The sequence below is a fragment of the Bacillus pumilus genome (genome assembly GCF_003431975.1).
In the GTDB taxonomy this organism is placed as follows: domain Bacteria; phylum Bacillota; class Bacilli; order Bacillales; family Bacillaceae; genus Bacillus; species Bacillus pumilus_N.
In genome coordinates, this window is sequence record NZ_CP027116.1 from 2472539 (window position 1) to 2497089 (window position 24551).

The following is a 24551-nucleotide window of genomic DNA, read 5'->3' on the forward strand; positions in this document are numbered from 1 at the left end:
GAAAAAAATGAGAAAGGTTTGGAGGAAAGCATTGAAAAAACAAAAAAGTTTTAATCTATTAATAAGTTTTCAGTGAAATTAAATCGAAAATTTAGATAATAAAAAGGGGCAAAAGCCCCCTCTATTACCCATATTTAGAATACCATTTTAAAAGCAAAGAATATAACTAATGTAGCAAATATTTGACTTCCAATAAATATTACATACCCTTTCCGCACTTGTTTATGTTGCAGAAATTCATTTCGCTTTTGAAAATCAAATTGTTTTTTTTCTTCAAAATATTTAATTAAAAGATATTCTGACGCAAAACATGTGAAATTTGCAAGAAACAGAAAAATAATAGTTAAATACACCCCATTATCTTCACCACTGAATGCACGGGAAAATAATATAATAGTTATACCTAAAAAAATATAAGAAAAATAAAACTTCTTAAGATAATTCATTATATCCAATCCCTTTTTAAATTTTAATATTATTTACAAAGCGTGCTTCCTAAATAATATGCAGTAGATATGATAAACGGAATAGAAGCAGAAAGTCCACCTGTAATTCCTAGAGCAAGAGCAGCAGCAGTATATGAGCCTGCATGAATTAATCCAATAGCCCCTAATACATTACTGCATGAAATAGCACCTTTAACACTAATTTCGCTATTTGTATCTTTATTTAATAAACTAGAAAGTTCATTAGATACATTCTTAGTGAACTCTGATAATTTTTTATCATCATTAATTAATTCATTGAAATTTTCAACATAAGACACTAATTGAGAAGAAGTCATCGGATAATCTAAATTAGCAAGTTCTTTGTCTAAAGTCTTCTTCTTTAAAACTCTTATAATTTTATATCCATTCTTATCAGTATAAGTATCTAGGTGTTTAATAATTACTTCTGCAGCTTTGAAATCTTTTTCTTCCCAAAGTTCATTTACTGTCTTTGTTGAAGTATTTTTCGCTTCTAGTGAACTAGAAAAAACACTAAACATAATAAACAAACTCAAAGAAATAAGTAAAAACTTTTTAAACACTGAAAACACTCCCATATTTTGTATTTTTTTATATATAATTACAATTTAACATATCTTATAATGAAATTACAACACAAAATTTAGAAGTGTTTTCTAAAGTAAAAAAAGTAAGAATAAATAAATCTTTAAAATTTACTTATACAAGTATATTTTATTTCAAAAAGAGTTCTAATTGATAGAAACTTTTGAACTAAATATAATTAAGCACAAAATCATACATAGCTAATAAACATCAAAATGCTAATTTTTTCCAAATTAATCAGTTTTTGTGCTTCCTTCCACTGCTCAAGCTCTGACACTGTCAATAATTGATATCCTTGTTTGGTTAATTCCTTGATAATCGTGACAGCTGCGTTTGCCGAGGTGTCATAGATGTCGTGCATTAAGACGGTTTCTCCGCTGGACGCATGTGTGAGGATGTAGTTGGCGACGTATTGGCTGTTGCGATATTTCCAGTCTTCAGGATCAACGTCCCAAAGTGTGACTTTCATGTTGACAGCCTCGTTGATTTGCTCGTTTGTTCCACCATATGGCGGTCTAAAGTGAGTCGGTGTGAAACCACCCGCTTTTTCAATAATTTGCTGTGTCTCTTCTACTTGTTTGATGGCTTGTTTTAATGGCAGTCTTGTGAGTAAAGGGTGGCTATAGGAATGATTTCCGATTTCATTTCCACCCTTTCTGATTTCACTTAGCATATCTGGATAATACTGAACCCTGCTGCCTAATACAAAAAACGTTGCATGTCCTTTGTTTTCTTTTAAGGCTCTTAAAATTTTTGAAGTCGTTGATGGATTTGGTCCATCATCAAATGTTAGGGCAATGGCTTTTTGGTTTGGGTTGAATGCTGCCTGTTTTGGCAGTTTTACGATTTTTCTTTTTGGGATTGGTTCTTTTTTCTCGTTTTTGTTTTTTTCTTTATTGATATATTCTGGTTTTAACATTCCTTTAAGGAGGGTTTTCTTAATCGCCAATAGTTGTGGACCTTGCTCGTCTGGTGCAATTTGCCCTGCTGGAAAATAGAATTCAATAAAACGATCCTTGATAGAAAAATACTGATAATGTTTTGCAGCTGGTGACGTTCCTTGTTTGAGTAATTGCTCGTTTTCAGCAAGAGAGCGATCTTTTTTTAACTCTTGAAATGTCATACGAGACAGTTTTTGCAGATCTTCTTTCTTTGATAAAAATAAATCATCTATTGATAAAAAGTGCTGTTTCTTGTAATCAAAGTTGAACATCTTCGTTTGATGTGCGCCTTTTACTCCGCCTTTCAATTCATATGTATTGAATTTGATCGCAACGGTTTGCTTGGCATAATGGACAATCTCGTAATCTATATTTAATTCATAACGATTCTCTTCATTGACATCGCTCGCTTCGCTAAATGATGTTTTGAATTTGTCTAGCGCTGTTTCTGCAAATCTTTTCATCTCTTGATCTAGCTTCGCTTGATGAAAAAGCGGATAGTTGACAGCATATTTCATGTATCTCCCGTCATTCACGAGAGTCACAATTTCCACTTCTTTATAGCTCGCATCTGGTTCTATTTTCTTCTTCTCCGTCCCGCTTGCCTGCTGATTATGATAAAACGCAGCAATCCCGATGATGATCGCAAGACCGCATAGAACAAGACTGACTTTCCATTTGATTGACACAATGATTCTCCTCTCGTGATGCCGTCATGCCTGAATGACGTGTGTGTTTGTAGGATAGACTTTGCACGACCCCTTTTTAGTTTTTAAATGACACAATCGTCACATTTTCGACACATTTTGGAGAGGAATAAAAAAAGGGCTTGATTTCTCAGCCCTATGATTATTTTTGCATATATAATTGAAATAATTTCGTTTCTTCATCAATTGAGCTCGCCCGATCAAAAGCCGCTCTGACCGTTTTTGTATTGTTCAAGCGTTCATAAAGCATCGTCAATACAAAGATAAACGCCGCATTTCCATCAATGTAATCATCCGGCGCTGTATAGGATATGGCTCCTGCTGCTAAGAAGGCATTTGCAAGGTTTTTCTCTCCTAGTGTGCAGCCTGTAGAAATGACATGAACCCCTTTTAATGAAGCATATTGCTTGATTTCATCCGCTCCGAAAGCAGCACCTCTAGGCTCCCCATCTTCGTATACATCTTCTCCTAATTCCGGCATGAGAAAGGCTCCTTCTTCCCCGTGAAACGATAGAAGAATGTAGTCTATTTCTCCTCGATTTTTTCCAGATAACACATGTATCAGGTCATTTGGTCTTCCAATCCATTGCATATCGACTTTCACGCCGAAGTTTTCAAGTGCTGCACGCAGCGCAAAAGCTTCCAGCTCACTATTTGGTCCTGCTGCTAAAATGATGCGCATGGTCTGTTGATCCACTTTTATCTCCTCCAGACTAAGTTAAAAATAAAACCATTTTTTCCTCATCTGCATATGTATCATCAGGCCATTTGAGTGCTTTTTCTTCAAGCGCGTACGACTCAAATCCAACAGAGCGATACAGACGTTTGGCTGAGTGATTGGTCGTCACCACTGATAAATACATTTGCTCGATGTCCTGTCGTTCTCGTACGAAGGAAAGAGATTCCTCCATTAAGGCCTTGCCTACTCCTTTTCCGCGGGCACCCGCTGTAACATACATCGCTACTACATTCGCTCGGTGCTTTAATTTCTGTAAGTTTTCTTGGATGAGCGTGACCATGCCCACAAGCTTCCCTTGATCAAAGGCGCCAAAAGTCCACATAAATTGTACAGAAGAGAAACGAGCTGCGTATTTTTCTATTGTACCGATTTGCTCTTCTTCATAACTCATCGCAAAGCCCTCTGGATGTAATTGTAGTGCTTCTAGTCTTAATGCTGCATATTCTTCAGCGTCATCTGGTGTTAACAATCGAATATTCAGAACAGCGCCCCCAATAGAATCATTGATACTTCCAATTTTATCTTGAAAGGAGTTTTTGATCAAAATTTTTCTCCAAAAAATAAAAAGGCATCCCATAAAAGGATGCCCCCTCCATTACCACTTACAGCGTTTCACTGGACGGCAGCAAGGGTTTTTGATATCACTGCCGCAATCGTATTCTTTTACGATATACTCGTTATGAGTCGACTCAGTGACAGGATAGTAGTTTTCAATTCTTTTGATGTTTTTATTGACGTTTGTGATATGGGTTGGGTGAATTTTTCTGATAGTTTGTTCATTTGTTGTTGTGTTGACAATTTGACGTGTGGGGAAAACAACCGTTTCATCTCCTCCTTGGTTTCCTCTGCGAGGCCCAAAGAAAAAATCATCTAATCGATTCCGGCTCATCTCAACACCCCTTCAATTTGTCTTTCACTTACACTCTATCGTATGTAAGAGACGCCATTCGTGATTAGATGCTTGTCTATTTTTTGAAAATTCCGCTATTCATTTCGTTTTCTCTTTCTTTACAAAAGGACAATTTTAACATATTATACAAATGATATATTGTAGTAGAAGAAATGGTGTGCCCATACCCTCCCTACTCATCATTAAACACGAGGTGAACGATATGATCAATACGACACAACCAATCGAACGAAACAAGCTAGACATTGCACTTGAACTGACTCAAATGCATTTGAATCGATATGAAACGAATCATCCTGATCAGTTGAGTGAGGTTTATGCGCAATATTATGCACTGCTTGAAGTGCTGGATTTATCTTCTTATGATCAATTGATTGATTTATTGCCCGCTCAATTAAAACAGACGCTTGAGTAAAAAACCCTCTATCCACATGGGATAGAGGGTTTTCTTTATACACGTGCTGCCATATCGGTTTCGATTTGCTCTAGGCTTCTTCCTTTTGTTTCGACTAGTACAAAGCGGGTGAACAATAATCCGATTAAGCAAATGACTCCAAATGAGGAGAAAATGACGCCAAAGCTGAATTTGTCTGCCAAGATAGGGAACACGAGTCCAACGGCTAACGATCCCGTCCAGTTAAAGGCTGATGAAATACCTGCCCCGATCCCTCTGACAGAAAGCGGGAAGATTTCGCCGATGATAATCCATGTGATCGGTGCCCATGAGAAAGCGTAGCACAGTATAAAGCAGCAAAGGGAAATCAATGTCACCCAGTTTAAAATTCCTTGACTAACGCCAAGCGCACCTAGTATGGCGGGGGCAAAGAAAGACAGGGCCATGCCAGATCCTCCTACAGTGAGAATCGTCCGGCGATCGAATCGGTCGACAAACTGTAAAAAGATCACGGTGGTGACGACAAAAATAACACCGACAATGACTGTAAAACCTGCGGCGACCTGCGGCGCAAGGCCTACATTCCGAGCAATACTCGTTGCATAGTACACAATGGAGTTAGCGCCTTGAATTTGCTGAAGGGTCGCCATCCCAACCCCGATAAAAAGAGCCATTCTGAATTTCTTTTGAAACAATTCACGAATACCAGAGCGTTCTTCTTTCGCAACCTCTAAAATTTCTTGCATTTCTGCTTCGATTTCTTCACGGGAAGACCGTAGTGATCCTAATACCTCCCGTGCTTTATGTGCCATGCCGTGTTTAATTAAATATCTCGGAGATTCAGGGAGCCTCAGCATACCAATATAAAGCACGATGGCAAATAAAGCAGCACTACCGAGCATCCAGCGCCAGCTGTCTGGAATAGGTTCAAACACAAACGCGACAATATAGCTGAGCAATAGTCCGCTCACAATCATGAGCTGATTGAGACCAGACAATTTCCCGCGGATTTTAGCCGGAGCAATTTCAGACATGTAGGCTGGTACTAAAGATGAGGCTGTTCCTACAGCTGTTCCTAAAAAGATACGTGCAATGGTTAATGAAATCTCTTCTGGTGCAATGGCTGAGCCGATCGCTCCGACAAAAAAGATAACGGATGAGACCAAAATGAGCTTTCTACGGCCAAATTTATCCCCTAAGAGACCGCTTAAAATAGAGCCAATAATCGCCCCGCCCATTAATGATGAGACGACAATTCCAAGCCATAATGGACTGAGCTGAAATTCTTCCTGAATATGTCCTTCTGCCCCTGCTATAATACCAATGTCGTATCCGAATAAGATGCCTGCAAAAGACCCGAAAAAGAAGATAAACTTACTTGACACTTTTTTCTCCAAGTGGATGACCCCCTCACTTAATTAACCGCTTTCATTTCATCCCGTGCTTCTACTGTAAACAGTAGAAGACCTTTCACCCTTCTATAAAACCACATATTCTGCATTGACAAGCTTTGCAAAGTGAACAAGTTGATCAACCGTTAAATTGAGGGATACGACTGTATGATGACCCCCGCCTTGCTTAATCCACGCTTTGACTCCGTCCTGGAAATTCGGTTTGATTTTCCAGAGCACACGTGCCACCGGTAAATGCGGTGCTTCTTCCTCTGGCTCAAAGGCTTCGACTTCTTGTATGAGCCATTTGAAATGGGTTCCAAAATCAGCAATGGAAACAACAACACCTTCGCCTGCTTTTCCATCAAATACAAGACGCGCTGGATCTTCCCTGTTTCCGATACCAAGCGGAGATACGACAATGACAGGTTTCGTATGGGCGAGCGCCGGATCTACTTCTAACATATGAGATTGCAGCACCGCTTCCTGTCCAGAGGTCATTTCATACGTGTAGTCCTCCATAAAACCAGTGGATTGATGATGACTCATCACCTTTAATAGGCGATCCAGTGCAGCAGTTTTCCAATCTCCTTCCCCAGCAAAGCCATATCCCTTTGCCATCAGCCGCTGTACCGCAAGTCCTGGCAGCTGCTTCATTCCATGTAAATCTTCAAAATTTGTCGTAAAAGCATTGTAGCCGCCTTCATCTAAAAAGCGTTTGATAGCGATCTCATATCGAGCTTGCTCCTTGACACTTTTCTCCCATTCTTCAACAGAATACGTTCCATAATCCACATCATATTGCGTTAAATACTCCGCAAATAATGCATCTACCTCTACTTCTTCTACTGCATTTACATATTCGACAAGATCGCCTATGCCAAAGTAATCAACCGTCCACCCTAGTTGAATCTGGGCTTCGATTTTATCGCCTTCTGTTACAGCTACGTGGCGCATGTTGTCACCAAACCTAGCCACTTTAATCTGAAAGCTCTCTTGATAGGCAGCCGCCACGTCCATCCAATCGGCAATTTGCTGCTGCACGTCCGGCTTAGACCAATGGCCGGCGACAATTTGATTTTGTTTATTTAAGCGCGCATTGATATAGCCATATTCTCTGTCTCCATGTGCAGATTGGTGAAGATTCATATAGTCCATGTCGATTGTGTCCCACGGAATTTTTTCATAATATTGTGTGACAAGATGCAAAAGAGGCTTTTGCAAAAGATCGGTCCCGCGTATCCACATTTTGGCCGGTGAGAATGTATGCATCCACGTCATCACGCCGACAACCTCATCGCGATAATTGACCTCTTTCATCAGCTTTGTGATTTGATCCGCGCTGACAGCCAGCTCCTGAAGAATCACTGGGTAAGGAAGTAAACCACTCTCATTTAAGGCATCCGTCATCTTTTGTGCATCTGCTTTTACTTTCTGCAGTGCTTCATCTCCATATAAATGCTGCGATCCGACAATAAACCAGCATTCTTTATGTTGACTCGTTAACATAGAAATCCCTCTTTTCTTTATCTTGAAGGTTTTTGACCGTAATACGCATGTTCTCCGTGTTTTCTTAAGTAATGTTTATCTAAAATCCGCTGCGGAAGAGGCTCCGCATATTCGTTTAATTGCTTTGCAAACAAATTCATTTTGGCAACTTCATCTAAAATGACACTGTTTGTGACCGCACTTTTTGCATCTTTCCCCCACGTAAATGGACCGTGACCTTGTAGTAAAACACCCGGTACTGCCATCACATCTAGGTTTCTTTTTTCAAACGTTTCAATGATCAGCCGGCCTGTTTCTACTTCATAGCCGCGATTGACTTCTTCTTCTGTCAGAAATCGAGCACACGGAACAGCGCCGTAAAATGTATCGGCATGCGTTGTGCCCATTGCCGGTAAATCTAGACCTGCCTGCGCCCAAACAGTTGCCCACATGGAATGACTATGTGAAATACCGCCAATTTCCTCAAAGTGTTTGTAAAGAACCGCATGTGTTGCTGTATCTGATGAAGGGCTGAATTCCCCTTCTACCACCTCGCCGTCAAAGTTGACCACAACCATGTCTTTTGCTGATAATTGGTCGTACGCTATGCCGCTCGGCTTAATAACAAAATGGCCGCTGTCACGATCACACGCACTGACATTACCCCATGTAAATTTTACAAGTCCGTATTTTGGCAGATCTAAATTCGCTTGATATACTTCTTCTTTTAAGCGCTCTAGCATACGGTCATCACTCCTTTCTTTGGCATCAGATGCGCTACTGCCGATTCTTCAATCTGAAGTCCCTCTTGATAGCGCTTTAAAAATTCATCAAAGCCTTTGACATCGAGCGGGTCGGGTTCCATAAGCTCTTCTGATGTATGGGCAAACACTTGATGAATAAGGAATTCAGCCAATGTTTGTTTTTGATGGTGAACCATATATGAAGCAAGGACAGCCATTCCAAACGCACCGCCTTCTCCCGCAGTGGAAACGACTGATACAGGTGTATTAAGCGCTGCTGCGACCATTTTTTGACCAACGAGCGGCGTTTTAAATAACCCGCCATGTGCTAATAAACGATCAATCACAACCTGTTCTTGTTCTTTTAAGCGATCCATCCCTATTTTCATTGCACCAAAAGCAGAGAACAAGTGGGTACGCATGAAATTAGCCAGATTAAAGCGGCTTTCAGGAGATCTGACAAAAAGAGGCCTTCCTTCTGGCAGTCCTGTAATATTTTCACCAGAATAATATCCATAGCTTAAGAGCCCACCGCCATCTGGATCTGCTTCTAAAGCCTGCTGCAATAAGGCTTCGTAAACCCTTTCTGAAGCCACTTGCATACCTAGTGCTTCGAAGGCCTCTCTGAATATATTCATCCAAGCATTTAAGTCACTTGTACAGTTGTTCGCATGTACCATTGCGACTGGCAGGCCGTCCGGCGTTGTGACCATATCCACTTCTGGATACACACCTTTTAGGTCCTGCTCTAGCACAATCATGGCAAAAACAGAAGTTCCAACTGAAATGTTCCCTGTTCGTTTTTCTACACTGTTTGTTGCTACCATTCCCGTACCTGCGTCACCTTCCGGCGGGCAAAATGGGATGCCTGGCTTCAAGTGTTTGCCTTGGTCTAAAATGGCTGCTCCTGCTGCCGTTAACACGCCTGCCTCCTCGCCTGCTAAGTAGACACGCGGCAAAAGATGACGGAGCTTAAACGGGTAACCCTTTTCTGCAATCAATGCCTCAAATTGCTGGACCATCTCTTCACTGTAATCTTTCGTTTGTTCATCAATTGGAAACATCCCTGACGCATCACCAATGCCAATGGCCTGCTTTCCGGTTAACAGCCAGTGAATGTAGCCTGACAAGGTCGTCATATATTCTAAGCGGGAAAGATGTTTTTCCTCTTCTAATATGGCTTGATACAAATGGGCAATGCTCCATCTTTCTGGAATATGAAATTGGAAGACATCCGTCAGTTTTTGACTCGCCTCAATCGTCGTTGCATTCCGCCATGTGCGAAACGGGACGAGAACCTCTCCTGTATGATCACATGCCACATAGCCATGCATCATGGCTGAAACCCCAATTGAGCCAATGGTTTGAATAGTCACGCCGTACTTTTGCTCGACTTGCTCTTTCATCTCTCGGTACGCTACTTGAAGACCTGTAATGATATCAATTAAGTTGTACGTCCAAATTCCTTCTTGGAGAGAGCTTTCCCATTCGAATGCACCTTGGGAAATTGGCTGAAACGCCTCATCTATTAGAATGGCTTTAATTCGTGTTGAACCAAATTCAATACCTAAAGATGTCCGTCCTTCTTTCAAGGCTTTAGTCGTCTCTTCATGATTCAAACTGCGTTCACCCCCATGATTGATAGCGGTTTCAAATCGTTTTTTCTAGATTCATTGATTCATATGTGCACATTCACAATATAATATTTGTACGTACATATGTCAATAATAAATACAGTTGTACATACACAATACGACAAAAACCTTCCCTTTTCTAAAACTAAGATGCCAGAAAGAGGAAGCGCCTGTTTTTGATTCGACAACCATGTTAAAATATGTCCATATAATTTCTTCTCAATCCGAGTAGATGATCAACTGAGAAAGAAGTGAAACGATGAAAAAGAAGTACCAGATCATTATTGATGATATAAAAAGCAAAATACTTACAGGGGATTACCGGATCGGGGAGCGAATTCCAACTGAATCGAATCTGCAGGAGATCTATCAAGTGAGCAGGCATACAGTTCGAAAGGCGATCTTAGAATTGTCAAGCGAAGGTTTTTTACGAAGCGAAAAGGGTTCAGGCACATTTGTGACCAATCTATATCAAACAAAGCCTTCTGGACATGCGCATATGAAAACGATTGGGGTTATCACGACATACATATCCGATTACATTTTCCCTTCTATCATTCGTGGCATTGAAAGTCGATTAAACGAAGAGAACTATTCACTATTACTGGCAAGTACAAATAATGATGTGGAACAGGAGAAAAAAGCGCTGGAAATGATGCTGTCCTTTGGCGTGGACGGACTCATTGTCGAGCCGACGAAAAGCAATTTATATAACCCGAACATCTCGTACTACTTATCTTTTAAAGAACAGGATGTACCGCTCATTATGATCAATGCCTATTATGAGCAGTTAGAGGTTCCCTTTCTCTGTTTAGATGATGTGAAGTCCAGCTATTTAGCCACAAAAGAGCTGATCACCGCTGGACATCAGCAAATTGGGCTCATTTCAAAAACAGATGATTTACAGGGAAAGTACCGAATGAAAGGCTATATTCAAGCACTCGGTGAAGCCAAGCTTAATTTCCTGCCTGAGCATGTGCTCTTTTTCGATACAGAATCGAAGCAGCATTTGGGGGATGATATTAAAACTTTCTTATTAAAGCATCAGCATGAGCTGACTGCCCTTGTTTGCTATAACGATGAGGTTGGATTAGAAGTTGCCAATGTATGCAGTGACATCGGGCTGTCCATTCCAGAGGATCTCTCCATTATTGGACAGGATAATTCGTATATTGCCCAGAAAAATGCCCATGTGAAGCTGACAACACTGACCCATCCCCAGGAGCAAATGGGCCGGGATGCGGCAGACTGGATGATTAAAAAAGTGCAAGGGAAAAAGAATCTCCCTCATCAAACCTTTTATGAGCCAGAATTGGTTCCAGGTGATACGATCAAACAAATGAATGCAAGAAAAAAATGAGCCTTACCGCAGGAGGCTCATTTTTTATATGGTTAGATCTCTTCTTTAGGAGTAGGCACTGCGCATACTCCATCAGCACATGCCGCTTCAAATGAATTAGAAGCCGCTTTATCAGCTTGAGCTGCTTCCTCTGTCCAAGCTGTTTCAAGTGCGCTCAGGAACGTATCGGCTGGCTGTGCACCTGCCACTGAATATTTGTCATTGATCAAGAAAAACGGAACAGCATTGATACCAAGCTGTCTCGCTTCTTGTTCGTCTTTTCGGACATGATCGGCAAACTCTTCGCCGCCTAAAATTTGCTGTACTTCCTGCAAATCAAGACCTGCTTTTTCTGCAATATTTAAAAGGGTTTGACGATCACCAACATGTTTACCATCTGTGAAATACGCTTGAAACAGCTCTCCCATGACGAAATCGCCTTTTCCCATTTGACCAGCATATTGCGCTAATCGATGGGCATCAAAGGTGTTTGTTAACACGAGTGGATCAAATTGAAAATCGATTCCTTTCTCTTTGCCAGCCTGCTTCACCTGCTCATTCATTGCCATGGCCTGGCTGCGGCTCATCCCATATTTTTTAACGAGCATGTCATGGACATCATGATCGACCTCGACAGGTGCATGTGGATCAAGCTCAAAGCTTTTAAACTCGATTTCTACCTGTTCCTTTTGAGGGAATTGTTCAAGCGCTGTTTCTAGTTGTTTTTTTCCTATATAACAAAAAGGACAGGCGATATCTGACCAGATTTGTACTTTCATGTTCATCTTCCTTCCATGTTTACGTTTTTTCTTCAACGATGTAACAATTATAGTTACATCAAATCAGTTATGTCAAGATTCTGATCTTGATTTAATTGAAAAAGCCTCTCCTTCTAAGAAAGGAAAGGCTTTGAAAATGACTATTCTAAGTTTGCATGGTGGCCGTACATTGTATGTGTGTCGAGCTCTTTCATTTCCATTAACCGCAAAATGACCGCATCGTATGTCAGAAGAAGCGACTGCTCAAATAGTGAGCCCATTGGCTGAATGGTACGATGGCTTCCTTCCTGTTGATCCTTCGGCGCACCTGACAATAAGATGACTTCATCTGATAGATCAGCTAGAGGTGACTCAGAAGAAAGCGTGAAAGCTGCCACTTTTCCGCCAATTGCTTTGGCCTTTTTTGCAAGGACAAGCAAGGTCTCTGTTCGGCCAGATCCACTTCCGACAATCAAGAGATCCTCTTCTGTAAAGGAAGGTGTATTGGTTTCACCGATCACATAAGCCTTGACGCCAATATGCGTAAGTCTCATCGCCAACGATTTTCCCATCAAACCAGACCTGCCAGCCCCTGCCACAAAGACCTTTCTTGCAGTTAAAATGCTTGAGACAAGCCGCTCTGCTTGTTCGTCTTGAATCGCGGGCGAGTGCTCAGAAAGCTCATTCAAAATGGCTTTCACATAGTCACTGGTCTTCATGATTGTGCAATCAGCTGTTTCATTTGTGCAGCCACTTCTGCTTTATTGTCCTGGCTTGCGATACCGCCGCCGACAATAATCAAATCAGGGTTTAATTTGACGACTTCAGGTAACGTATCAAGCTTAATTCCGCCTGCAATGGCTGTTTTCGCTTGTTTGACAACTTGTTTAATGGTCATAAGATCAGCAAATGAGTTTTGTCCAACCGCTTGCAGATCATAGCCTGTGTGCACACAAATATAATCGACTCCAAGCTCATCTAGCTCTTTCGCCCGGCCAGCAATATCTTTGATGCCAATCATATCAACTAAAATTTGTTTCCCTCTTGCTTTTGCTTCCTTCACAGCTCCTTGAATGGACATATCTTCTGCCGCCGCAAGAATGGTCACGATATCCGCTCCAGCTTCAGATGCCTGCTGCACTTCATAGCCGGCAGCATCCATAATTTTCAGATCAGCGAGTACACGTAAATTTGGAAAAGCCTGTTTGACTTCTTTTACAGCACGAAGCCCTTCGTTGATCACAACAGGTGTGCCAATTTCGACCACATCAATAGATGCTTCTACTTCTTTAATCAGCTCAATCGCTTCTGGTATATTCACTAAATCTAATGCTAATTGTAATTTCATGAACGTTCACTCCCATTTTTTCATCTCATCTTCAAGAGCTCCGTGGATGGGGCTTCTTGATCGATGAAATGAGTATAACAACAGGATGGACGCAATCCAAGTACGCACTTTTTTTTTACATACTATACTTTTTCGCATATGGTTACAAAAAAGATACTGTCTTTTGACCAGTATCTCAGCGCACGGACAAACCCTTGCATACGCCCGCAGATCTGCGTTCCGGTGCTCGTCTTTCACTGCAAAGGTTCTCAGGTCTCGCTGAAAAGAAGACAAAGGACTAAAATAAAGTTATTTAGCCCTTTGTTTTGGTCGTATTTCTATTTATCATCCTTTAAAAAATTGCTGTCGAGGTATTGTTTTCCCCAATCATACATCGCCTCTAAAATCGGCATTAAGCTTTCTCCTAGTTCTGTGAGGGAATACTCAACCTTTGGCGGAACGACAGGATAAACCTCCCGATGCACAATGTGATCTTCCTCTAATTCTCTTAGCTGATTGACAAGCATTCTTTGCGTAATCCCTGGCATTAACGACTTTAGCTCACCAAACCGTTTCGTCCCTTCTCTGCCAAGGTGCCATAAAATCAGCATTTTCCACTTACCACCGATAATGTTCAGCGTCAGCTCTTTTTCGCAATTGAACACTTTATTTTCCATACGTGATGACAACAATATACACTCCTTTTATTACAAACCATTTACCCTTTATCATATACTGCGGCAAAATGGATTGCCTAGCATATGGTCTTCGTTATTGATTTTGTTTTTTGACAAAAGCCATCACAGCCTTTGTCATATCTTGCGCTTCTTTTGGCGCTCTGTCTGATCCAAACCATTTATTCAAGTCACTGTGGCTCAGCGAATGAACCCGAAACACAAACCGAGCGCCTTTATTGTGATTCAGTTTTTCTGCAAATCGGTACACCTCTGGATTTTCCCAGCCTGTAACCAAATAAACAGGCGGTGCATTCGCTTGATTCATATAAGTGACAGGTGATGCCTTTGTCCAGCTCTTCTCCTGTTTGCCGAATACTTTTTTATACGATGGGATAGCTTGTATAAATTGATTGAGGTTTAACGGCCCATCTAAAATCACGATGGAATTGATCGCTTTTGGCGACAGCCCCACACGCTTTAAGTAAGTCGAATCTGTGGCCACTAGTGCCGTCAAATGACCGCCAGCCGAGTGACCCATGACATTGATTTTTGATGAATCGATTTGATACTCATCTGCATGATCCTTCACCCATTTAATGGCGTTTGCCGTATCATCTGCCATCTGCTCATAGTTGGCATCAGGGTGAAGCCTGTAATTCATTGAAACAAACACATACCCTTGACCGGTAAAATAATCAGCCTTTGAAGCGACTCTATTCTTATCGCCGCCCGTCCAGCCGCCGCCATGGAGATAGATCATGACTGGATGCTTCTTCTTGTCTTCATCTTTGCCCTTCGGCATATACATATCGAGTGTTTGCTGTTTGTTTTGTGTGTCTGCATAATGGATATTCGTCGTCGGCTTAGGTTGGTTGAAACGGAACACAAAGAATGCGCACACCAATAAGCCAGCGATGACTGCCGCAAATAAAAGCCATTTCATGATTCGATTCAATGTGTCATTGCACCTTTCTATGTTGGGATGGGGAAGACGGAATGTCCAATAAAAACTAGAATCGTCTGTTAAGTACAAACCTTTGATTTGAACAGAAGAGACGTTGGTAAATTTCAGATGAATGTCTGCTTATAGATTCGGGGATTCATAAGAGATGTGCAGAACAATACAGTTGATCAAGTCGTAATGTTCATTATACTCTTTAAAGTAGTGAAATTCATTGATTTGCTTTAGATGGTTGATATCAAAATCAGGGATTTGTTTCTGGATTTTTTCATTTAAAAACCATGTCATTGTTTGGCCTCCAAGAGGTTATTGTATAAGTGCAATGATTCGTTTTCTTGTTTCTTCATGGTATTGAACATAGGAATGCAATAAAGGATATGATTCAAGGATATATTGATACGATTTGATTTGGGGATATTGCTCTTCAAATGACTGACGCAGCACGTTTAACTGTTTTTTTGGTATTCGTTTATGATCGATCACATAACTTAAGCTGCCTGCAACAAGTGAAAAAAATAAATAAAAGTCATCTGAAAATATACCAGTTTCTGCTTCAAAAGAGACGATTTCATCTGGATAAGATGAATCTAATAAGTATTGATAACGTTGTTTTAAATCATCGAATAAACCTTGTTTATCTCGGCTGATTTTCATGGACCTTTCCCCTTTCTTTCAATGTTTATAATCAAACACTCTCCTAACGTATTTTTCAGAATGAACTCTATCCTTAGAGTGTCACAGAGTTTTTAAATATTCTTCAAATGAAATAAAGTCCGCTTTTTTTCGAAATTCGCTTAAGATTTTCTGATCTCCTGTAAAAATAACATCTGTCGAATCAAAAAATCCGATTTCAAACATAGCTTGAGGAATAACGGGTGTATAATTCACGTTCCAATATCGTTCATTATCTTCAATTTGAGGTATTGAACTAATATTCAAATGATCTACATGACGAGGCAACGCGGTCAAAACAGCGAAAATAAAAGAATAAGAATAGTCGTTTAGTAATTTTTTGAAATGTTCACCCTTCAGAAATAAAAAATCCATATAATCCGGCATGACTTCTGAATGAGATTGATTATTCCGATCATGAAGCATTGTGAGTGTCACATCACTTATGACCCAATGGTACTCTTCTACGTTTAAATTGATTTTCTTTATTAATTCATTTACTTCGAATAAATTTTTCTCTTTTGCTAATACGATTCTCATTACTTGTTCCACCTCATCAATTTAAAACATCAGACGAAACTAAAAATATTCTACAGGATTAAAATCAGAACATGTAGATATATGTAAAATTTATTATTTAGTTTTATAATTCCGAATCAGTTCTTTTCTAAAATCATCAGGAAGTTTTTGATTCGGAAATACAACTGAAATCCAACCTAATACAATCTCATCTAAAGTTCTCCACGTTCTTAACAATTGTTTATTCATCTGTTCTAATTGATCAATCGCTAATACTCCTATCTCATAACCTCTTTCGCCATAAATGGTCCATTTCGCAGAAGGGGAAACCCATATTACACGTGAAGCAATATCCATTATGCTATCATTTACACTCTCTATCGGATAATCCGTTAAGAGATCAAGGTAATCACTTGATGTGAGGTTTATCGGGATTTTCACCCATGGATAATAACCAAAATCATGATAATAATCATCCATACTTTTCTGCTCATCTAAAACAGCCATGAGTATATAGTCATCATGATGATTCAAAGCTAAACCTTTTAACATTTCCCAGCTATCATCTGATAACAACCAATGGAATTCTTCGAATAAATAATGAGGTGTTTTCGTTTTCAACACTTGATCAGGGAATGTTTTTGTACTGTGAACGAGCGAATGAACAAACGATAGAACATGTTCAAATTCTTTTGGATCGGATATAAACAAATGTTTCACTTTATGCTCCTTTCATATCTTCGAGTAAGTCTATCATTAGTCGTTGATACTCCATTTCACCGCTTGTAACATGACGCATAATGAGATAGCATTTGAGTGATATAGTCATCGAATGTTTTTTGATCCTTCAATAATCCTTCAAACCAATTTGCTAAAACAGGATGATCCAGTGATTTCCATCCTTCTTTCAATAACCTATTTTTCACAGAATCTTTTGTTGATACCATTCCTATGATACAAATTTCCATATCTCTATCTGCCCAAATCGCCCACTTCAAAGAATGCGATAACCAGACCACTATGTATGAATTCGTGATGATATCATCTGCTATAGGCTCTTTTGGGTGCGTCCATAGTGCATTTACATAATCCTCACCTGTAATATCCACACTCGCTTTCAGCCAATTATAATACCCAAATTCCTTCAAATAATATTCGGCTGGATCTGGTTGAAGGACTGCAGTTAAAAATTCTCTATCTTGTGTAACAGCTGATAACTCTTTTATGGTTGGTAAAATATCATCACTCAATGCCCAATCAAACTCTTGAAACAAAAAACAATCAAATGTCTTACGGAAGACTTGTTGTGGTAGCTCTTTTTTTATGTCAAACACATGGTCTACTAAATTCTGACAGAATTTGAATTCTTTTTCTGAACGAATAAATAATTTCTTCAGTTGGGTCAAGCTAATATCTCCTTTTTGACTTGTCATTTTGCCAATGTTTTTTATTTTCCATCTAAAACATATACCATCATTTTATCAAAATATACCTTTTTTCACATATAAAAAAGCACCCTAAACGGATGCTTCAATCAAATGATATTTCTTCAAAATACGATAGGTAATTTCTTTTGCTTCTATGCCGGTGCCTTCAATATTTGTGGCGAAAATGTAGGTTTTATTTTCATGTTTGATAAAGCCTACGTACCAGCCGATGCCTGATCCAGAGCCTGTTTTTCCGTATAGGGTGGCGTGTTTCTCTTCTTCTTGTACCATCATTCGTTTGACTGTTCTCATGTTCTTCAGGTCAAATGGTAGAGTCTCTTCATATAGCTGTTTGAGGAAACGAACTTGTTCGATAGGAGAAATTCGCAGGGTACTGCTTAACCAAAATTGATCGATTCCGCCAGATATGTCTTTGTTCCCATAATGAATGGCTTTCACCCAATGATTCATTCGTTTTTCTCCAATGTCACGTGCCATGGCTTGATAGTACCAGACGACTGAATCTCTCATGCCAGAGCCCAGTGTATGATCCTTATTCCAGTTATCAATCTCTCTTTTCACTCCGTCCCAATATTTGATGTCGTATTCATCTTTCACTGCGCCTGTTTGGAGTCCGATTAATGCATTTGCTACTTTAAATGTTGATTGTGGTGCAAAGCGTTCTTCCGCTCTTTTTTTGTTATACACCCAAGGCGACTTTTCTTTTACTTCTTGAATCACAAACGTGCCTTCACGTTCTTTCATGAATTCATCTACTGACCAGTTTGGTGATGTACCCTCAATTGATGAAGGCTCGCTCATACAAAGTGCCATCAGTATGATGCCAGAAAACAGCCATTTTATATACTTTTTCTTCAAAACAATCGCTCCTTTTTCCATGATTTCCATGATTGTAGCATGTTGAGTGATGAGACATAAGGTACGCTTGTCCTCTTTTCTTTCAAAGAAAAAAAGCCGGTTCACCCGACTTTCTGCTCTATATTAGCTGTCTTTATTTTCCTCAATAGCTTGTTTCGCGATTTTTGATATCGTCATATCGTCCATTGGCGGGTTATGGAGCCCTGCACGAATATCTCGATAGTAGCGCTGCAGTGGACAGTCAAGGCTTAAACTTTTTGCACCGACTAAACGCATCGCTTTATCAACAACTTGCAGGCTGTGATTGACGACGGTATGCTTCACAGCACCAAATTCATTGGTTAACAGCTCCCTTTTCTCTGGCTTTTCATATAATGTGGTCGTTGAGTAGATGACGTGGCGTGCTTGCTTTAATAGTAAGTCAATTTCGCCAATAAGCGTTTGGACATTTGGCAGATCACTAATTGTTCCGCTGATGCTGTTCGGTGAATGGGTGATGGCATATTGAACAGCATAATCTCTTGCCGCTTGCGCAATCCCTAAATAACAGGAAGGAATATGTGCAATCCAAGGATTTAGCGTACCACCCCGTGGCCCTTTTTGCACCTCAACGAGCATGTCATTTGAAACCTTCACCTGATCTAAGATTAAATCATGGCTTTCTGTTCCTCGCATGCCGACAACATTCCACGTTTCTTCTATAGAAACACCTTCTGTCTCACGATGAATTAAGAAGAAGCCCATCGCCTCTTTTTCTTCGATCCATACGCCGACTAAAAAGTATGTGAGTGCTGGTGACATCGTTGTGAAAATTTTACGTCCATTGATAATCCACTCATCACCTGATTTAGTGGCTGTTGTCCCAGGCTTCCCGCCTCTTGTTGGACTGCCTGTTTGCGCCTCGCTCACGGCACGGTTCACAAGGGCACCCTTCTTCACTTCTTCCGCAAAGAATTGCAGTTGTTGCTCATTCCATTGTTTCTTTTCGTAAATTTCGCCTACAACGCCTTGATGCCAGCCGATTGATAAGGCAGTCGCTCCGTCCATGCTGCCGAGCGTCTCTTGAAACAGAACCATATCCGTCACTGTTTGACCTCCGCCTCCATATTCAGCAGGTAGAGACAGCGCTGTATAGCCCATGTCTACTAATGATTCGATATTTTTTTTAGGAAAATAAGCGCCTTCATCATGTTCTTTTGCCGTTTGTTCGATCGTTTCACGAAGAGATTCTAGTTGATTGAGCCATGTTTTTTGAAAATCGGTATCGACAAATAATGCTTTAGACAAAACGTATCCAACTCCTCTATTTCTCACAATCTATCATATCTGATTTTTCCAATTGTAATAAATAAAACACAGTTTGCTTATAGGAATTAATGTGTTAAATTTTATCAATATTATGTACATCTGTCAAAGGAACGTGATGCTTTTATGATTTCAAACTACATAAATCTTATGGGCAGACCCATGTGGTTGGTGAAGCTTTTGCCTTCTTAGAGAAGCGTGTCAGTGTGTATGGAAGATCTCTCGGACGTTAAAAAAGCCAATCAGGGACAAATACCTGATCGGCTTTACTTATTCACCTTTTTTCGGTGTGTTATACAGCTCCTTTGGTGCGGGCTTTAGTTTTGGTGCGGAACCAAACACGACTGGTGCGGAAATATATCTGAATTCCCCTTTTCCATCCATGCTTCGGCCATGTGCCCATCTACCTTCCTTGCTTTCTTCTCCTCTTGAGAAGTTAAACAAATCATAGGATACTTGCTGTTTTTCTAGTGAGCGTGGGAATGTGGTTGGAACGACGACGTCCCCTTCTCGTTCTTCTAATTCTTTAATAGCCGCAAGCCACATATTTTGATGATATGTATCACGAGCAATAAGAAAGGAGAGCATATCCTTCACGCCACGATCATCCGTCATTTCGTAGAGCCTTGTGACTTGAAGCCTCCCTTGTGATTCTGCATTTAAATTAGCTCTAAAATCAGCCATTAAATTCCCGCTAGCAATGATATATTTGGCATTCCACGGATACCCTTGACTATCCGCTGCCATAGCTCCTAAACCAGCAACAATTGCATGCTGAGGATTCATTCCACCCATGACAGCTGCAAGTGCTGGATCACTTTGATACGCCTCTTCTTGTTCTTGAACCGGTGCTTTATCTAGTAAACGCGCGATCATCGTCGCCAGCATTTCCACATGACCAATTTCCTCTGTCCCTATGTCAAACAATAAATCTCTATATTTTTGATCTGCCCGGCAATTAAAGCCTTGAAATAAATATTGCATCATGACACTAATTTCTCCATACTGTCCGCCTAATACTTCTTGCAGCTTTTTCGCATAAAGCGGATCAGGCTTTGAGGGCTTTGCTTCATATTGCAGTTCTTTGATGTGATAAAACATGATGTCATCTCCCTTATCAAAAACATCTTTTCATTTATCACTATTCAACCACAGGCCTCTTTATGAAAATGAGCCATCATGTGCACACAAAAAAAAGAGAATGGCCTTTGCCATTCCCTTTGTCATCCTACTTATTCGGCACTAACTAAAATTTTCACTTGATCTTTTTCATTGATTAATGCTTGGAAACCATCTTCGATCACATCGTCCAGCTTGATTTTTTTGGTGACGAGCTTATCTGCAGAGAAATAGCCTTTTCTCATTAAGTTTAATACAGAAGGGAATACGTCTCTGTAGCCGATAATTCCTTTGACTGTACGTTCTTTAATGACAATGTCATTTGGCATAATTTCTGCGCCTTTTTCCCAAATACTCACAATGACTGTTTCACCTGAAATTCTAGTTGATTGGATTGCCTGTTTCAATACAACAGGTACACCTGTCACTTCAAAAGATACATCGACGCCACCGTTTGTGCGGTTAGCAATTTCTTGAACAACATCTTCATATTGAGAAGGATCAACAATGATCGCTCCAAGCTCTTTTGCTTTTTGTTGGCGTTCTTTTGATAACTCTACTGCGTAAATATCAGTAGCACCAGCTGCTTTTAATGCTTCAATGACAAGTAAGCCAATTGGTCCGCAGCCAAACACAGCTGCTGTATCCCCAGCTTGTACTTTACTAGAACGAACAGCATATAAAGCAACGGCAGAAGGCTCTACAAGTGCGCCTTGCTCATATGAAATTTCGTCTGGTAATAAATGAAGTAATTCTTCATCAACTGATACATATTCAGAGAATCCACCGCCGCCTCCGGCAAGTCCTAAAAAGCCCATGTTTTCATCTAAGTTATAAGCACCTTGGTGTCCATGAGTCGCAAAAATAGGCTCTACAACCACTCGATCGCCTACCTTGTAATTGCTTACGCCTTCTCCTACCTCAACAACCTCACCAGAAAATTCATGTCCCAGTGTAATAGGTGCCTTTTCTTTTGTCAGTGGATGAGGTTCATTCACTGGAATGAAGATAGGTCCTCCTAAATATTCATGTAAATCACTACCACAAATGCCGCACCATTTTACTTTTAGTTTCACTTTTCCTGGAGCAACTGTTGGTTCATCAATTTCCTCTAGTCGAATGTCCTTTTGATCGTGCCAGCGTAGTGCTTTCATGTGTAAGACTCCTTTTCTCATCAATTTAATTAACTTACTTAAATAATGATAACATAATTTTTTTAATTTTCTAAGTAGGATGCACTACTTTTTTGCCAGTCAATGGACGGAAGATGACAAAACATAGCAATAAACAGATAAGAAGCATACATACACACCCGATGACAACGGAGGTTCGGATTGATAAAACATGTGCAAGTCCACCAGAGACCCCTGTCATCATCATCATCAGAATGGCTTCAACCAAAGCATAAAAGCTGGCTACCCTCCCCATTACCTCTACCGGGATATTCGTTTGATAGAAAGTCATAAAACCTGTGTTTGCAAATGCTAAAAAGAACGCTAGTATAAAAAATCCAACAGCTGCTGCAAACAATGTGCTGGAAAAAGCATAAAAGAGATAGCCTATCGCAACAAACAAACTGCCGATCCCTAGCATGATCGAAACAGGAAGCCTCTCCACAATGATGGAGTTGAGACTTGCGCCTGCGATGATGCCTGCCCCAGCTATACTCACAAGAAGACCATATTCTGTATCAGTCAGCAGCAGTACGTCTTTTGCAAAGGCTGTTTCAAGTGAGTCAATGGCGGTAGGAAGTACCGTAATCGCTGCACTAAATAACAAATACACCCCCATCACCTGACGTGACGTCAAACTAAATCGAAGAACAAGCCTCGCATCCTCTTTTAACATTGAAAGAGAAAAGCCATTTTGATCAGCATCTTGTTTGATCAAATTAGGTAAACACGTCGTCAAAAGAGCAGAGATGAAAAGACAAATTGCATTCACATAAATTGAAAAAACAGGTGTACCGATCAGAAAAAGCAGACCTGCGGCTGCGGGTCCAAGTAAAAATCCACCTGATTGTAGTAAAGACCTTATGGCATTAAACCTTTTTCGGTTATCCGCTGGGATCAGCCCTGTTATATACACCATTGATGCTGGATGAAACATCGCTTGTGCCATCTGAATGAGAAACACCATGACATACAGGAGCAGCAGGTGTCCTGAAAATAAGGCAAAGGGGATACATGCGATTAAAATAGCGCGGCTCATATCTAAACTGATCATCACTTTCCGCTGATTCAGCCGGTCAATCAAACTGCCAGACCAGCTATTTGTCAAAAGAGCAGCAGCCGGTCTCAGCATATAGACGGCTGTTACAGCAAGCACAGAGCCCGTTTCCTGAAAAATGAGCAGATGGAGGGCAATCATATAAATCCACTCTCCTATATTCGCGATTCCAATGGCTCCAAGCATCAAACTCATATCCCGCCAAAGTTTTGTCATTGTTGTCCCCCCTATTTGTCATCAAAAAATCCCGCCCCCAAGACATTTCTGTCTTGAGGACGGGATTTATTCCGCGTTGCCACCTCAGTTTATTCATCTGTTGCCAGATGAACCTTAGCAGGTCATCATGAACCCTTCTCTGTAACGGGAGAATGTCGCCGCACCACCATCTGAAGGAATCCGGTGCAGAGCTAAGAGGCTTGTTTCCACCATACTTCCCAGCTCCTTCTCAGCTTCACGGAGTTCTCTGTACGAGTCAGTGATGATGTACTCTTCTCTATTTGCGCAGTGTCTTTATTTATCACGATCTTCAGCTGAATTGTTACATATTGTACTGCGCCTCGATCAAAGCGTCAATGTTTTTTCATGTTAATCGGCATAGATCATCTTTCTGGTCATGCCGCCATCAACAACTAAATCTGTGCCTGTCACAAATTGATTGTCTTCATCTGTTAAATAAAAGCAAGCTTTCACAATATCCTTTGGCGTACCCACTCGATTGGAAAGATGCTGCTTATGGTCGATCTCTCGAAGATTCTCCTCATCCTTCGTTTCAATCCACCCTGGGGAAATGCTATTCACCGTGATGTGATCAGGGCTAAAAGAAGCAGCCAAGGCATGAGTTAATGCGGATATTCCGCCTTTTGATGCAGCATATGCTTCCGTATGAGGCTCTGACATGGTTGCGCGGGTAGACGAGATGTTCACAATGGAACCTCCTTTTGGATTCTCTTTTATATAACGTGCTGCTTCTCTCGCACATAAAAAAGTTCCTCTTACATTTGTCTGTAACACCCGATCCCACTCATCAACCGTTAACTCATAAGGCGATGCGGTGCACATGATGCCCGCATTATTGATGAGGATATCAATCGTTTTACATCGTTCCGCTACAAACGACATTAAGTGTTGAATATCCTTCTCTTGTGTCACGTCCGTTTTTTTAAAGTAAGCTTCTAAGGATTCTTTTTTCAGCTCTTCTTCCAAGCGCTTCCCCTTCTCTTCATCTATATCTGCAAGCACCACTCGCGCTCCTGCTTTTGCATAGCCGCATGCGATTGATTCACCAATTCCATTGGCTGCGCCTGTGACGATGACGGTTTTATTGTGAAAGTTCATCGTTT

The 24551-nt window shown here is 40.5% G+C and carries 27 protein-coding genes; 2 read left to right on the forward strand and 25 right to left on the reverse strand.

Features of this window, described 5'->3' with window-relative positions; genetic code table 11:
* Window positions 1-475: 475 nt before the first annotated feature.
* The 5 genes from C5695_RS12890 to C5695_RS12910 all read right to left on the reverse strand — a co-directional run bounded on the left by C5695_RS12890 (window position 476) and on the right by C5695_RS12910 (window position 4328).
* On the reverse strand, window positions 476-1030 hold the full coding sequence (locus C5695_RS12890; protein ID WP_117731072.1) for a hypothetical protein: 555 nt from the start codon (window positions 1028-1030) through the stop codon (window positions 476-478).
* 212 nt (window positions 1031-1242) lie between these two features.
* Complete coding sequence (locus tag C5695_RS12895; protein ID WP_117731073.1) at window positions 1243-2682, reverse strand: polysaccharide deacetylase family protein; 1440 nt, start codon at window positions 2680-2682, stop codon at window positions 1243-1245.
* A gap of 160 nt (window positions 2683-2842) precedes the next feature.
* Complete coding sequence (locus C5695_RS12900; RefSeq protein ID WP_117731074.1) at window positions 2843-3397, reverse strand: delta-aminolevulinic acid dehydratase; 555 nt, start codon at window positions 3395-3397, stop codon at window positions 2843-2845.
* A gap of 16 nt (window positions 3398-3413) precedes the next feature.
* Window positions 3414-4016: a GNAT family N-acetyltransferase gene (locus C5695_RS12905; RefSeq protein WP_233230738.1), complete on the reverse strand. Its 603-nt coding sequence runs from the start codon at window positions 4014-4016 to the stop codon at window positions 3414-3416.
* An 18-nt stretch (window positions 4017-4034) separates the two neighbouring features.
* Window positions 4035-4328: a spore coat protein gene (locus C5695_RS12910; RefSeq protein ID WP_117731075.1), complete on the reverse strand. Its 294-nt coding sequence runs from the start codon at window positions 4326-4328 to the stop codon at window positions 4035-4037.
* A gap of 223 nt (window positions 4329-4551) precedes the next feature.
* On the opposite strand from C5695_RS12910, the gene C5695_RS12915 reads away from it, so the two are divergent.
* On the forward strand, window positions 4552-4764 hold the full coding sequence (locus tag C5695_RS12915; protein ID WP_117731076.1) for a hypothetical protein: 213 nt from the start codon (window positions 4552-4554) through the stop codon (window positions 4762-4764).
* Between the two features lie 35 nt (window positions 4765-4799).
* On the opposite strand, the gene C5695_RS12920 is transcribed toward C5695_RS12915, so the two are convergent.
* The 4 genes from C5695_RS12920 to C5695_RS12935 form a co-directional block, all read right to left on the reverse strand.
* The gene (locus tag C5695_RS12920) at window positions 4800-6140 is read right to left on the reverse strand and encodes a sugar porter family MFS transporter (protein ID WP_117731077.1); all 1341 of its coding nucleotides are present in this window, start codon (window positions 6138-6140) and stop codon (window positions 4800-4802) included.
* A gap of 81 nt (window positions 6141-6221) precedes the next feature.
* A complete protein-coding gene (gene araA / locus C5695_RS12925) occupies window positions 6222-7643 on the reverse strand; it encodes an L-arabinose isomerase (protein ID WP_117731078.1) in 1422 nt (473 codons plus the stop codon).
* Window positions 7644-7660: 17 nt separating this feature from the next.
* Window positions 7661-8365: an L-ribulose-5-phosphate 4-epimerase gene (locus tag C5695_RS12930; protein WP_117731079.1), complete on the reverse strand. Its 705-nt coding sequence runs from the start codon at window positions 8363-8365 to the stop codon at window positions 7661-7663.
* Complete coding sequence (locus C5695_RS12935) at window positions 8359-9984, reverse strand: xylulokinase (RefSeq protein WP_117731080.1); 1626 nt, start codon at window positions 9982-9984, stop codon at window positions 8359-8361. Before C5695_RS12935 ends, C5695_RS12930 begins: the two co-directional genes overlap by 7 nt.
* Window positions 9985-10258: 274 nt before the next feature.
* On the opposite strand from C5695_RS12935, the gene C5695_RS12940 reads away from it, so the two are divergent.
* Window positions 10259-11359: a GntR family transcriptional regulator gene (locus C5695_RS12940; RefSeq protein ID WP_117731081.1), complete on the forward strand. Its 1101-nt coding sequence runs from the start codon at window positions 10259-10261 to the stop codon at window positions 11357-11359.
* 32 nt (window positions 11360-11391) lie between these two features.
* On the opposite strand, the gene C5695_RS12945 is transcribed toward C5695_RS12940, so the two are convergent.
* The 16 genes from C5695_RS12945 to C5695_RS13020 all read right to left on the reverse strand — a co-directional run bounded on the left by C5695_RS12945 (window position 11392) and on the right by C5695_RS13020 (window position 24546).
* Entirely contained in the window at window positions 11392-12117 is a 726-nt protein-coding gene (locus C5695_RS12945; RefSeq protein WP_117731082.1) for a DsbA family oxidoreductase, read from the reverse strand.
* A 140-nt stretch (window positions 12118-12257) separates the two neighbouring features.
* Window positions 12258-12815, reverse strand: a complete 558-nt coding sequence (gene hxlB / locus C5695_RS12950; RefSeq protein WP_117731083.1) for a 6-phospho-3-hexuloisomerase — start codon at window positions 12813-12815, stop codon at window positions 12258-12260.
* Complete coding sequence (hxlA, locus tag C5695_RS12955; protein ID WP_024718772.1) at window positions 12812-13444, reverse strand: 3-hexulose-6-phosphate synthase; 633 nt, start codon at window positions 13442-13444, stop codon at window positions 12812-12814. The genes hxlB and hxlA overlap by 4 nt, the downstream gene beginning before the upstream one ends.
* A gap of 317 nt (window positions 13445-13761) precedes the next feature.
* Window positions 13762-14100 (reverse strand): transcriptional activator HxlR, encoded by a 339-nt coding sequence (locus C5695_RS12960; protein ID WP_034646559.1) that lies wholly within the window; start codon window positions 14098-14100, stop codon window positions 13762-13764.
* Between the two features lie 94 nt (window positions 14101-14194).
* Window positions 14195-15055, reverse strand: coding sequence for an alpha/beta hydrolase (locus tag C5695_RS12965; RefSeq protein ID WP_117733127.1), 861 nt, complete (start codon window positions 15053-15055; stop codon window positions 14195-14197).
* 129 nt (window positions 15056-15184) lie between these two features.
* Window positions 15185-15349, reverse strand: coding sequence for a hypothetical protein (locus tag C5695_RS12970; protein WP_233230739.1), 165 nt, complete (start codon window positions 15347-15349; stop codon window positions 15185-15187).
* An 18-nt stretch (window positions 15350-15367) separates the two neighbouring features.
* Entirely contained in the window at window positions 15368-15715 is a 348-nt protein-coding gene (locus C5695_RS12975; RefSeq protein WP_117731084.1) for a YxiJ family protein, read from the reverse strand.
* 81 nt (window positions 15716-15796) lie between these two features.
* On the reverse strand, window positions 15797-16273 hold the full coding sequence (locus tag C5695_RS12980) for a hypothetical protein (RefSeq protein ID WP_117731085.1): 477 nt from the start codon (window positions 16271-16273) through the stop codon (window positions 15797-15799).
* Window positions 16274-16366: 93 nt separating this feature from the next.
* Window positions 16367-16972, reverse strand: a complete 606-nt coding sequence (locus C5695_RS12985) for a hypothetical protein (RefSeq protein WP_117731086.1) — start codon at window positions 16970-16972, stop codon at window positions 16367-16369.
* A 56-nt stretch (window positions 16973-17028) separates the two neighbouring features.
* Window positions 17029-17658, reverse strand: coding sequence for a hypothetical protein (locus C5695_RS12990; protein WP_117731087.1), 630 nt, complete (start codon window positions 17656-17658; stop codon window positions 17029-17031).
* 111 nt (window positions 17659-17769) lie between these two features.
* The gene (gene blaBPU / locus C5695_RS12995) at window positions 17770-18558 is read right to left on the reverse strand and encodes a BPU family class D beta-lactamase (protein WP_117733129.1); all 789 of its coding nucleotides are present in this window, start codon (window positions 18556-18558) and stop codon (window positions 17770-17772) included.
* Between the two features lie 123 nt (window positions 18559-18681).
* Window positions 18682-19845 (reverse strand): acyl-CoA dehydrogenase family protein, encoded by a 1164-nt coding sequence (locus tag C5695_RS13000; protein WP_117731088.1) that lies wholly within the window; start codon window positions 19843-19845, stop codon window positions 18682-18684.
* A gap of 288 nt (window positions 19846-20133) precedes the next feature.
* A complete protein-coding gene (locus tag C5695_RS13005) occupies window positions 20134-20964 on the reverse strand; it encodes a manganese catalase (RefSeq protein ID WP_117731089.1) in 831 nt (276 codons plus the stop codon).
* Window positions 20965-21095: 131 nt separating this feature from the next.
* Window positions 21096-22136, reverse strand: a complete 1041-nt coding sequence (locus tag C5695_RS13010) for a 2,3-butanediol dehydrogenase (RefSeq protein ID WP_117731090.1) — start codon at window positions 22134-22136, stop codon at window positions 21096-21098.
* A gap of 70 nt (window positions 22137-22206) precedes the next feature.
* Entirely contained in the window at window positions 22207-23427 is a 1221-nt protein-coding gene (locus C5695_RS13015) for an MFS transporter (protein ID WP_117731091.1), read from the reverse strand.
* Between the two features lie 369 nt (window positions 23428-23796).
* Window positions 23797-24546 (reverse strand): SDR family oxidoreductase, encoded by a 750-nt coding sequence (locus C5695_RS13020; RefSeq protein WP_117731092.1) that lies wholly within the window; start codon window positions 24544-24546, stop codon window positions 23797-23799.
* Between the last annotated feature and the right edge of the window lie 5 nt (window positions 24547-24551).

What these genes read in the sequence shown, in the direction of transcription:
- C5695_RS12905 (WP_233230738.1), bottom strand. Translation starts at nt 4,016, where the DNA reads ATGGGATGCCTTTTTATTTTTTGGAGAAAAATTTTGATCAAAAACTCC.
- C5695_RS12910 (WP_117731075.1), bottom strand. Translation starts at nt 4,328, where the DNA reads ATGAGCCGGAATCGATTAGATGATTTTTTCTTTGGGCCTCGCAGAGGA.
- C5695_RS12915 (WP_117731076.1), top strand. Translation starts at nt 4,552, where the DNA reads ATGATCAATACGACACAACCAATCGAACGAAACAAGCTAGACATTGCA.
- araA (WP_117731078.1), bottom strand. Translation starts at nt 7,643, where the DNA reads ATGTTAACGAGTCAACATAAAGAATGCTGGTTTATTGTCGGATCGCAG.
- C5695_RS12930 (WP_117731079.1), bottom strand. Translation starts at nt 8,365, where the DNA reads ATGCTAGAGCGCTTAAAAGAAGAAGTATATCAAGCGAATTTAGATCTG.
- C5695_RS12940 (WP_117731081.1), top strand. Translation starts at nt 10,259, where the DNA reads ATGAAAAAGAAGTACCAGATCATTATTGATGATATAAAAAGCAAAATA.
- C5695_RS12945 (WP_117731082.1), bottom strand. Translation starts at nt 12,117, where the DNA reads ATGAAAGTACAAATCTGGTCAGATATCGCCTGTCCTTTTTGTTATATA.
- hxlB (WP_117731083.1), bottom strand. Translation starts at nt 12,815, where the DNA reads ATGAAGACCAGTGACTATGTGAAAGCCATTTTGAATGAGCTTTCTGAG.
- hxlA (WP_024718772.1), bottom strand. Translation starts at nt 13,444, where the DNA reads ATGAAATTACAATTAGCATTAGATTTAGTGAATATACCAGAAGCGATT.
- C5695_RS12960 (WP_034646559.1), bottom strand. Translation starts at nt 14,100, where the DNA reads ATGGAAAATAAAGTGTTCAATTGCGAAAAAGAGCTGACGCTGAACATT.
- C5695_RS12970 (WP_233230739.1), bottom strand. Translation starts at nt 15,349, where the DNA reads ATGACATGGTTTTTAAATGAAAAAATCCAGAAACAAATCCCTGATTTT.
- C5695_RS12975 (WP_117731084.1), bottom strand. Translation starts at nt 15,715, where the DNA reads ATGAAAATCAGCCGAGATAAACAAGGTTTATTCGATGATTTAAAACAA.
- C5695_RS12980 (WP_117731085.1), bottom strand. Translation starts at nt 16,273, where the DNA reads ATGAGAATCGTATTAGCAAAAGAGAAAAATTTATTCGAAGTAAATGAA.
- C5695_RS13005 (WP_117731089.1), bottom strand. Translation starts at nt 20,964, where the DNA reads ATGTTTTATCACATCAAAGAACTGCAATATGAAGCAAAGCCCTCAAAG.
- C5695_RS13010 (WP_117731090.1), bottom strand. Translation starts at nt 22,136, where the DNA reads ATGAAAGCACTACGCTGGCACGATCAAAAGGACATTCGACTAGAGGAA.
- C5695_RS13015 (WP_117731091.1), bottom strand. Translation starts at nt 23,427, where the DNA reads ATGACAAAACTTTGGCGGGATATGAGTTTGATGCTTGGAGCCATTGGA.
- C5695_RS13020 (WP_117731092.1), bottom strand. Translation starts at nt 24,546, where the DNA reads ATGAACTTTCACAATAAAACCGTCATCGTCACAGGCGCAGCCAATGGA.